The following is an 8922-nucleotide window of genomic DNA, read 5'->3' as shown; positions in this document are numbered from 1 at the left end:
CTTTTTTCTCTCCCCCGCTTCGCTCCTCCGAGAAAAAAGGCGGCGCCTCGCTCGGGGCTTCGTGTCCCTCCGCTTCGCTCCGGGCCACGAAGCCCAAGTTCTGCGGCTCCGCCGCTCTCCGCGCTTCGCGCGTCGATCACTGGGGTGGGCGCGGGTCGGGGGCGCTGACGCGCCGGGGGTGCGCGGTCGGGGCGGGTGGGTCGCGGCGGGGGTGGGCCGACGGCGCGGTGAGACGAAGGTGGCGGGGGCGTGGGGGTGGAGGTCCGACGCACGCGTGGCCTTACTGCGGGGGAAGACGCGCTGGGGTGGGAATGGGTCGTGGGTGTGGTGGGTCGACGGTGGCGGGGTTGTGTGTGGGGCGGATCGACGGGCCCGGGTCGGCGTTGTGGGTGGGCGGCTTGTCTGGAGCGCGGGGGTGGGTAGTTGGGGTGAGTGCTGAGTGTGGGGCTGTGTCGGTGGGTGGGCCAGGGGTCATGTGGTGGTGGCGAACTCTGCCATTCCGGTGGCGAAGTCGGTTTGGGCTTGCCAGCCGAGTTCGGATTCCAGGCGGGCCGCGGAGGCGGTGATGTGGCGGACGTCGCCGAGGCGGTATTCGGCGGTGGTGATCGGGGTGGGGCCGGCGTGGGCCTTGGCGAGTGCGGTGGCCATTTCGCCCACCGTGTGGGGGACGCCCGTGGCCACGTTGTAGGTGCGCAGGCCGTGGCCGGAGCGGTCCAGGGCGGCCAGGTTGGCGGTGGCGACGTCGCGGACGTGGACGAAGTCGCGGCGTTGGCCGCCGTCTTCATACACCCTCGGCGGCATGCCGGCGCGCAGCATCGAGCGGAAGATCGCGGCGACGCCGGCGTAGGGGGTGTCCAGCGGCATCCTCGGGCCGTACACGTTGTGGTAGCGCAGCGCGGTGGCCACGCCTCCGGTGGCCCGGGCCCAGGCGCCGGCCAGGTGCTCCTGGGCGAGCTTGGTCGCGGCGTACACGTTGCGCGGGTCGGGTGCGGCCTCCTCGCAGATTCGGCCGGGAGTGACCGCGCGCCCGCAGGTCGGGCAGGGCGGCTCGAAGCGGCCGGCCATCAGATCCTCGACCGGCCGCGGACCCGGCATCACCTCACCGTGCTCGACGCAATGCCCCAGGCCCTCGCCGTACACCACCATCGAACTCGCCAACACCAGACGTCCGATCCCCGCCCGCGCCATCGCGGCAAGCAACACCGCGGTGCCCAGGTCGTTGCAACCGACATAGTCCGGCGCGTCGTTCAGGTCCAGCCCCAACCCGACCTTGGCCGCCTGATGGCACACCGCGTCCACGCCCACCAACGCCCGATCGACCACCGCCGGATCGCGCACGTCCCCCCGCACCGCGTCCACGCCCTCGACCTCCACCACGTCGAGCACCCGCACGTCATGCCCCGACTCGGTCAAACACTCGACCACGTGTGCTCCGATGAACCCGGCGCCGCCGGTAACCAGGATTCGCATACCGCCAACGCTAGACACGCACACACCCCCGAAACCCCCCAACCACACCAACGTCACCCGTTCGTAAGACCCACACACCCCCCCGCCCGCGCCGCGGACGCGACGATCCGCCACCCCACGCCCCCAATGCCTCCGACTCACCACACCCACGACCCCGGCTGTTCGGCCGTCCCATCCGGGGACACGCGCCCGCCCCCGGCACGTCTTCTCCCTGCGGTAACGTCACGCCGCCTGTCTCGCTCCCCCACAACCCCGCCACCGTCGACCCACCACACCCACGACCCACACCCACCCCGGCGCGTCCTCCCCCGCAGTAACGCCACGCGTGCATCGGACCCCCACCCCCACGCCCCCGCCACCGCCCCAGGCTCAGACACCCGCCCCAGCCCACCCCGACCGCGCACCCCCGGCGCGTCAGCGCCCCCGACCCGCGCCCACCCCAGTGATCGACGCGCGAAGCGCGGAGAGCGGCGGAGCCGCAAGCTTGGGCTTCGTGACCCGGAGCGAAGCGGAGGGACACGAAGCCCCGAGCGAGGCACCGCTTTTTCTTGGAGGAGCGAAGCGGGGGAAAGAAAAAGCGGTGCCTCGCGAGCCGGCGACGAAGTCGCCCAACAAACAGCCCCTCGCGAGCCGGCGACGAAGTCGCCCGACAAGCAGCCTGCGAGACTGGCCCCATGCGCATCGTTGTACTTGCCGGCGGCATCGGTGGGGCCCGGTTCTTGCGGGGTCTCAAGGCGGCCGTTCCGGAAGCGGAGATCACCGTCGTCGGCAACACCGGGGACGACATCCACCTGTTCGGGCTCAAGGTGTGCCCGGACCTCGACACCGTCATGTACACGCTCGGCGACGGCATCAACGAGGAGCAGGGCTGGGGCCGCCGGGACGAGTCCTGGAGCGTTCGCGAGGAGATGGCCGCGTACGGCGTCGAACCGACCTGGTTCGGGCTCGGCGACCGGGACTACGCGACGCACATCGTGCGGACCCAGATGCTCGCCGCCGGCTACCCGCTGTCGGCGGTCACCGAGGCGCTGTGCGCGCGGTGGCAGCCCGGCGTCCGGCTCGTGCCGATGAGCGACGACCGGGTGGAAACGCACGTCGTGGTCGACGACGCGGACAAGCCCGGGACCCGCAAGGCGGTCCACTTCCAGGAGTACTGGGTCCGGCTGCGTGCCGCGCCGACCGCGCACGCGATCGTGCCGGTCGGGATCGAGACGGCCAAGCCCGCGCCCGGCGTGCTGGAGGCGATCGCCGAGGCCGACCTGATCCTGTTCCCGCCGTCCAATCCCGTGGTCAGCATCGGCACCATCCTGGGCGTGCCCGGTATCCGGGAAGCGCTGGTGGCCGCGGAGGCGCCGGTGATCGGGCTGTCCCCGATCATCGGCGGCGCGCCGGTGCGCGGGATGGCCGACCGGGTCCTGGAGGCGGTCGGGGTCGAGACGACGGCGGCGGCCGTCGCACAGCACTACGGGCCCGGCCTGCTGGACGGCTGGCTGGTGGACACCGCGGACGCGGACGCGGTGCTCGCCGTCGAGGCGGCCGGCATCCGGTGCCGGGCGATCCCGCTGCTGATGACCGACGTCGAGGCCACCGCCGAGATGGCCCGCGCCGCGCTCGCGCTCGCGGACGAGGTGCGCTGATGGGCGCCCCGCCGCGCGGCTACTCGGTACTCGGGCTGGCCGGCCTGCCCGAGATCGGCGAAGGCGCCGACCTGGCCCGGCTGATCGCGGACGCGGCGACGGGGCCGGACGGGCCCGGCCTGCTCGACGGCGACGTCCTCGTGGTCACCTCCAAGATCCTCAGCAAGGCCGAGGGCCGGCTGCTGCGCGGGGTCGATCGGGAGAAGGTGATCGACGCCGAGGCGGTGCGCGTGGTCGCCCGCCGGGGCGATACCCGGATAGTGCAGACCCGGCACGGTTTCGTGATGGCGGCGGCGGGTGTGGACGCCTCCAACACCGAGCCCGGCACGCTGCTGTTGCTCCCGGAGGACTCGGACGCGTCGGCGCGCCGACTGCGTGCGGCGCTGGCCGAGCGAACCGGCGTACGGGTGGGCGTCGTCGTCTCGGACACCTTCGGTCGGCCCTGGCGCAACGGGGTCACCGACGTGGCGATCGGCGTCGCGGGGCTGGACGCGGTGGACGACCACCGGGGTCGGACCGACACGCACGGCAACCAGCTCGCGGTGACCATCACCGCGGTGGTGGACGAACTCGCGAGCGCGGCCGAGTTGGTCAAGGGCAAGGCGGGCGCGGTCCCGGTGGCGATCGTGCGCGGCCTGGACCGCCTGGTCACCGACGCGGACGGCGCCGGAGTGCGCCCGCTGGTACGCGACGCCCAGGACGACATGTTCCGCCTGGGCACGGCCGAGGCGATCGCCGAGGGCGCCCGGACCGCGATCACCGCGCGACGTACGGTGCGCGCGTTCACCGACGAGCCGGTCGACCCCGCCGCGGTCCGCCGTGCGGTCGCCGCCGCGATCACCGCGCCGGCGCCGCACCACACCGTGCCGTGGCGGTTCGTGCTCCTGGAGAGCGCGTCCGCCCGGACCGCGCTGCTCGACGCGATGCGCGACGCGTGGGTGGCCGACCTGCGCGCGGACGGGCTGGACGAGGACCGGATCGCGCGCCGGACCAAGCGCGGCGACGTGCTGCGCGCGGCGCCGTACCTGGTGGTGCCGTGCCTGGTCACCGAGGGCGCGCACACCTACCCGGACCCGGTACGCGCCGGCGCCGAGCGGGAGATGTTCACCGTCTCGGCGGGCGCCGCCGTACAGAACCTCCTGATCGCGCTGACCGCGGAGGGCCTGGGGTCGGCGTGGGTGTCCTCGACGATGTTCTGCCCGGACGTGGTCCGCGCGACGCTCGCCCTGCCCCCCGACTGGGATCCGATGGGCGCCATCGCGGTGGGCCGCCCGGCGGAGCCGCCCCGGGAGCGCCCGGCCCGCTCGGCGGACGACGTGATCGTGGTGCGCTGAGCTGCGCCGTGTCCGGTACGCGGGAGGGGTGGGCCCGCCATCGTCATCGATGGCGGGCCCACCCCTTTCGCACGGTCTCTGCCGCCTGGCGCTGCCGGCCCGGATTCGGTGGACCCGCACCGCCGCCGACGTGGAGTCGGGAGCGATGTCCGGCCGATGTCCGGGGGCTTCACGCCGTGATCAGTGACCCCCTGCCGAGGCTCCACCGATGGTCGGCGGGGCCTGCGGGCGCGGCGGCGGAATGTGCCCGCCGCCGGGGGCTCCGGTACGCCCGGGGGTCGGCGACATGCCGGGGCTGTCATAGGGCGGGGGCGACGTGCGCGGCCCGTCGGCGGAGCCGAGGCTGCCGGGCGGCGCCACCTCTCCGCGCCAGGCTCCGGTCTCGTGGCCCTGCTTCTCCACGAACACCTTGAAGTGTTCGAGGTCGCCCTTGGTGCGACCACGCACGAAGCCGAGCTTGTCCCCGACCGTCTCGACCAGACCGTCGGGGTCGAACTCCATCTGGAGCATCACCCGGGTATGCACGTCGTCGAGCCGGTGGAAGGTGACCACGCCGGCTTGGTGCGGGCCGTCCAGGGTCTTCCAGGCGACCCGCTCGTCGGGTCGCTGTTCGGTGATCTCGGCGTCGAACTCCCGGGTCACCCCGGCGATTCGGGTCACCCAGTGGGTGTGCGTCGGGTCGAGTTGGTCGATCCGCTCGACCCCGCTCATGAACTGCGGGAACTCCCTGAACTGGGTCCACTGGTTGTATGCGGTGCGGACCGGCACGTCCACGTCGATCGAGTGCTGGACGGTCGTCACGAGCACTTCCTCCTCGTTCTCGGTGTCGGTTCCCGCTGCGGTGCTACACAGCCGGGTCCTTCACCCGAACGGCTGCCCGAGGCCCTCCGGGACAAACGTGGCGCATCACGCTCGCGTTGCCCGGTCCCGGCATCGACCGGTCCTCACAACGGTCCTCACAACACAGTCCTCACAACACCGATCCTCACAACGCCTTGCCGACGAAGTGCGGGCGTGGTGCGAAGCGCGGCGCCCGCCGCGGCACCTTCACCCCCGACATGCGAATCAACAACGCGGCCCGATGCCGGTTCCCCGCATAGCCCGCGAGCAGCTCCAACATGCCCGCGTCGTCGACCGCGTGCCCGGCCAGCGCGAAGCCGATCGTCTTGGGCAGGTGCAGGTCGCCCACCGACAGCGCGTCCGGATCGCCGTGCGAGCGCTGCATCGTCTCGGCCGCCGTCCACACCCCGATCCCGGGCACCAGGCGCATCAGTCGCGCCGCCTCGGGATGCGCGACGCCCGTGGTCGCCTCCAGTCGTCCGGCCACCCGGGTCGCCTCGATCACGGTGCGCGAGCGGCGCCCGTCGACGCCGGCACGGGCCCAGTCCCAGGACGGGATCATCGCCCACGTACGGGCGTCGGGCACCACTCGCAGACCGGCCGGGGCGGGCCCAGGCGGCGCCTCGCCGTATTTGCCCAGCAGCAGCCGAAAGGCCCGACGGGCCTCGATCGTGGTGACCTTCTGCTCCAGGATCGAGGGCACCAGCGCGGCCAGGACCAGCGTCGTGCGCGGCATCCGCAGTCCCGCGAACCGACGTTCCGCGTCCCGGACGATCGGGTGCAGGGCCACGAAAGCGGTCGGGTCGTCCTCGGCGCCGAGCAGCGCCGGCAGCGCGTCGAGCTGCCATTCGGCACCCGGGCCCCACGCGCTCGCCTCGATCTCGCCGGTCGCGGGGCGGTCGATCAGGCGCAGCGTGCACGGGCCGTCCGGGGTGCGCGAGGTACGCCACACCGAGCCGTCGGTGCCCGCGTGGTAGGTCGGGTCGCTGTGGCCGCGGCGAAGTTGGCCGACGGTGAGCCGCAGGTCGATCGCGAAGCCGGGACGCCACACACGATGGAGGGCACTCGGGTGCAACGGGCTCTCCTCGCGGTCCGGGTCGGGACCGCCACCGTACCTTCCCGGTTTTGCCCCGATGTGCGCAGAGCAGACTTCACCTATGCGGGTGATGGCGTTCGGCACCTATGACACGACCGTCCACCCCCGGGTGGGAATTCTCATCGAGGGCTTACGGCGCCACGGTATCGAGGTGGTGACCTGCAATGTCCCCCTCGGGCACATGGACGCGGGGCCGATGGTCCCGCCGCCGTCGGCCCATCCGGGGATCCCGCGCCAGCGAATACGGCACGCGCGGTGCATCGCGGAGTTGGTCGCCAAGGCCCGGCGCGCGCCGCGTCCGGACGTGGTGATCGTCGGCTATCAGGGCCGGCTCGACATCCAGATCGCCCGGCGGCTGTTCCCGGGCATCCCCCTGGTGCTGGACCATCTGGAGAGCGTGGACGACGTGGCCGACCGGCTCGGCCAGGCCGCTCAGGCCGAGTTGCGCAAGGTCGACCGGATCGAGCAGGCCGCGATCGCGGCGGCCCGGTTGGTGCTGGTGGACACCGAGGAGCACCGCCGGGTACTCGCGCCGGCGCAGCGTGAGCGGGCCGTGGTGGTACCGATCGGGGCGCCGCAGGTGTGGTTCGACGCGGCCTCGGACCTCGGACCGGGTGACCGGGCGGATCGGGATCACCCGACGGATCCCCGCACGGATCCGTACCTCGCCACCGATCCCGCCACCGAACCCGCCATCGATCCCTCCCCGGATCCCCCCATGGACTTCGTGCCGGACTTCCGCCCCGGTGAGGACCTGCGGGTGATCTCGTTCGGGCTGTACTCGCCGGTCCAGGGCGCACCGGTGATCGGTGCCGCGCTGAGCCGCCTGGACGGCTACCCGATCGCCGTGACGATGATCGGCCGAGGTCTCCAGGCGCAGCGAACGCGGGACCTGGTCGGGCCGAACGCTCCCCGGGTGACCTGGCGGACCTGGGTGCCCGAGGCCGAACTGCCGCGTCTGGTCGCGGCGCACGACGTATGTCTGGGCGTGTTCGGGACCGGCGCCAAGGCGCTGCGGCTGGTCCCGAACAAGGTCTTCCAGGGAGCCGCCGCGGGGTGTGCGGTGCTCACCTCGGACACCGCGCCGCAGCGCCGACTGTTCGGCCCGGCCGGGCTGTTCGTCCCCGCGGGCGACTCGGACGCGCTGGCCGACGCGCTGCGCCGGCTGGCCCAGCATCCGGCCGAGGTGGCCCGGCTGCGTGCCGCCGCAGCGGCCCTCGCGCGCGAACGCTTCGTACCCGAGGCGGTGGTGGAACCGCTCGTGGAACGGCTCCGGGAGATCGTCGAAAAACGATCCTGACCGCCCGCGGCCACCCCGTCGCTCACCCCAACCGCAGCGCCACATCCCGACGGATCGCGCCCAGTTCGTCGTAGAGCGCCTGTCCCGGACACTCCGTGTTGAACGCGTCCCGGTGCCCGGAGATCACGTCGAACGAGTGCGTCGTGCCCTTCGGGTAGCGGCTGCCGCCGTCCGACGAGGTCAGGGTGACCTTGCCCTTGGCGTCGCGGTCGTCGAGGCCGAGCTTCCACGCGAGCAGCCTCGACAGGGAGATCAGCATCGGCCCGGGCGGCTGGGCCTTGGTATAGGTGCCCATCGCGGCGACGCCCATGCTGTCGGTGTTGAACCCGAGGGTGTGTGCGCCCAGGACCGGCTTGTCGGTGCCGCCGGCGCGGCCCTCGAAGATGGTCCCGCACTTGTCCACCAGGAAGTTGTAGCCCACGTCGGCCCAGCCGTTGGTCTTGACGTGGTAGCGGTAGATCGACCGGAGCACCTTCGCCGAGTCGCTGCACGAGAAGTCGTTGCCGTCGGCGGTGTGGTGCACGAACGCGGCCCGGACCGTGTTCGTGTACTTGAACTTCGCGTCGCGCAGCGACTCGTCCGCGCCCCAGTCCTTGCGCGCGACGATCGCCGGCTCGATGGCGTGGCCCTTGACCGCGCGGCCGTCGGTGCGCTTGGGCAGGCCCGGGAGCGGGGGCATGCGGTCCAGGATCGACTCGCCGGGATCGACCAGTTCGGCGCGCAGGTCCTTCGGCGACACCCCCTCCAGCACGCCCACCCGGATCTGGATGCCATCGGAGGGGCCCGCCCAGAACGGCTCGGTACCGCCTCGCCCGCCGGCTCCCGCCCGATCGACGTCCCCGCCGCCGGTGCCGCCGTCGCCACCCGCGTGCGAGGCGTGCAGCTCGCGCCACGGACTCCAGACCCCGCCGGTTCGGGTGCGTACGTGCACCACGACGCGTTCGCCCGTGCCGGAACCGGCCCAGGTGACGCCGAGCAACGAGTAGGCGGGCGTGTGGCGTTCGGTGGTCAGCACCTCGGTCCGGCCGGTGCGCGGCGCGTCGGCGTCCGGCTCCTGTTCGATGCCGGCCAAGGGGAGGGTCACCGTCGAGCCGGGGGTGCTCGGCCGCGGGTCGGCCTGCGCGGGCGGTCCGAGCAGCACGGCGGGTACGGCGAGGGCGGCGATCGACAACGCGATTCTGGTGTACACGGGCAGACCCTCCATTGTGGGGTGGTCGAGTTCTACGGGTGCCCGGACAACGACGA

Annotated in this window: 6 protein-coding genes and 1 pseudogene; 3 read left to right on the top strand and 4 right to left on the bottom strand. The window is 72.7% G+C overall.

Translation table 11 applies throughout. The features are described from left to right. Positions 1-471: 471 nt before the first annotated feature. A complete protein-coding gene (locus tag ACIBSV_RS35920; RefSeq protein WP_395870662.1) occupies positions 472-1470 on the bottom strand; it encodes an NAD-dependent epimerase/dehydratase family protein in 999 nt (332 codons plus the stop codon). A gap of 674 nt (positions 1471-2144) precedes the next feature. On the opposite strand from ACIBSV_RS35920, the gene cofD reads away from it, so the two are divergent. Then, a complete protein-coding gene (cofD, locus tag ACIBSV_RS35915; protein WP_395870660.1) occupies positions 2145-3107 on the top strand; it encodes a 2-phospho-L-lactate transferase in 963 nt (320 codons plus the stop codon). Beyond that, positions 3107-4441, top strand: coding sequence for a coenzyme F420-0:L-glutamate ligase (locus ACIBSV_RS35910; RefSeq protein WP_395870658.1), 1335 nt, complete (start codon positions 3107-3109; stop codon positions 4439-4441). The genes cofD and ACIBSV_RS35910 overlap by 1 nt, the downstream gene beginning before the upstream one ends. A 357-nt stretch (positions 4442-4798) precedes the next feature. On the opposite strand, the pseudogene ACIBSV_RS35905 reads toward ACIBSV_RS35910, so the two are convergent. Further along, positions 4799-5242 (bottom strand): annotated as a pseudogene (locus ACIBSV_RS35905) (SRPBCC family protein); the annotation flags it as partial. A 184-nt stretch (positions 5243-5426) separates the two neighbouring features. Further along, entirely contained in the window at positions 5427-6356 is a 930-nt protein-coding gene (locus tag ACIBSV_RS35900) for a DNA-3-methyladenine glycosylase family protein (RefSeq protein ID WP_395870656.1), read from the bottom strand. Between the two features lie 82 nt (positions 6357-6438). Here ACIBSV_RS35900 and ACIBSV_RS35895 point away from each other — a divergent pair, with 82 nt between their 5' ends. Further along, positions 6439-7677: a glycosyltransferase gene (locus ACIBSV_RS35895; RefSeq protein ID WP_395870654.1), complete on the top strand. Its 1239-nt coding sequence runs from the start codon at positions 6439-6441 to the stop codon at positions 7675-7677. 22 nt (positions 7678-7699) lie between these two features. Here ACIBSV_RS35895 and ACIBSV_RS35890 read toward each other — a convergent pair whose 3' ends face one another. Continuing rightward, positions 7700-8866: a peptidoglycan recognition protein gene (locus tag ACIBSV_RS35890; protein ID WP_395870652.1), complete on the bottom strand. Its 1167-nt coding sequence runs from the start codon at positions 8864-8866 to the stop codon at positions 7700-7702. Positions 8867-8922 lie beyond the last annotated feature (56 nt).

It is taken from the genome of Embleya sp. NPDC050154 (assembly GCF_044460165.1).
Classification (GTDB): domain Bacteria; phylum Actinomycetota; class Actinomycetes; order Streptomycetales; family Streptomycetaceae; genus Embleya.
The sequence above is the reverse complement of the archived record's forward strand: the minus strand, read 5'-3'. Positions and strand labels throughout refer to the sequence as shown.

What these genes read in the sequence shown, in the direction of transcription:
- cofD (WP_395870660.1), top strand. Translation starts at nt 2,145, where the DNA reads ATGCGCATCGTTGTACTTGCCGGCGGCATCGGTGGGGCCCGGTTCTTG.
- ACIBSV_RS35895 (WP_395870654.1), top strand. Translation starts at nt 6,439, where the DNA reads ATGCGGGTGATGGCGTTCGGCACCTATGACACGACCGTCCACCCCCGG.
- ACIBSV_RS35920 (WP_395870662.1), bottom strand. Translation starts at nt 1,470, where the DNA reads ATGCGAATCCTGGTTACCGGCGGCGCCGGGTTCATCGGAGCACACGTG.
- ACIBSV_RS35910 (WP_395870658.1), top strand. Translation starts at nt 3,107, where the DNA reads ATGGGCGCCCCGCCGCGCGGCTACTCGGTACTCGGGCTGGCCGGCCTG.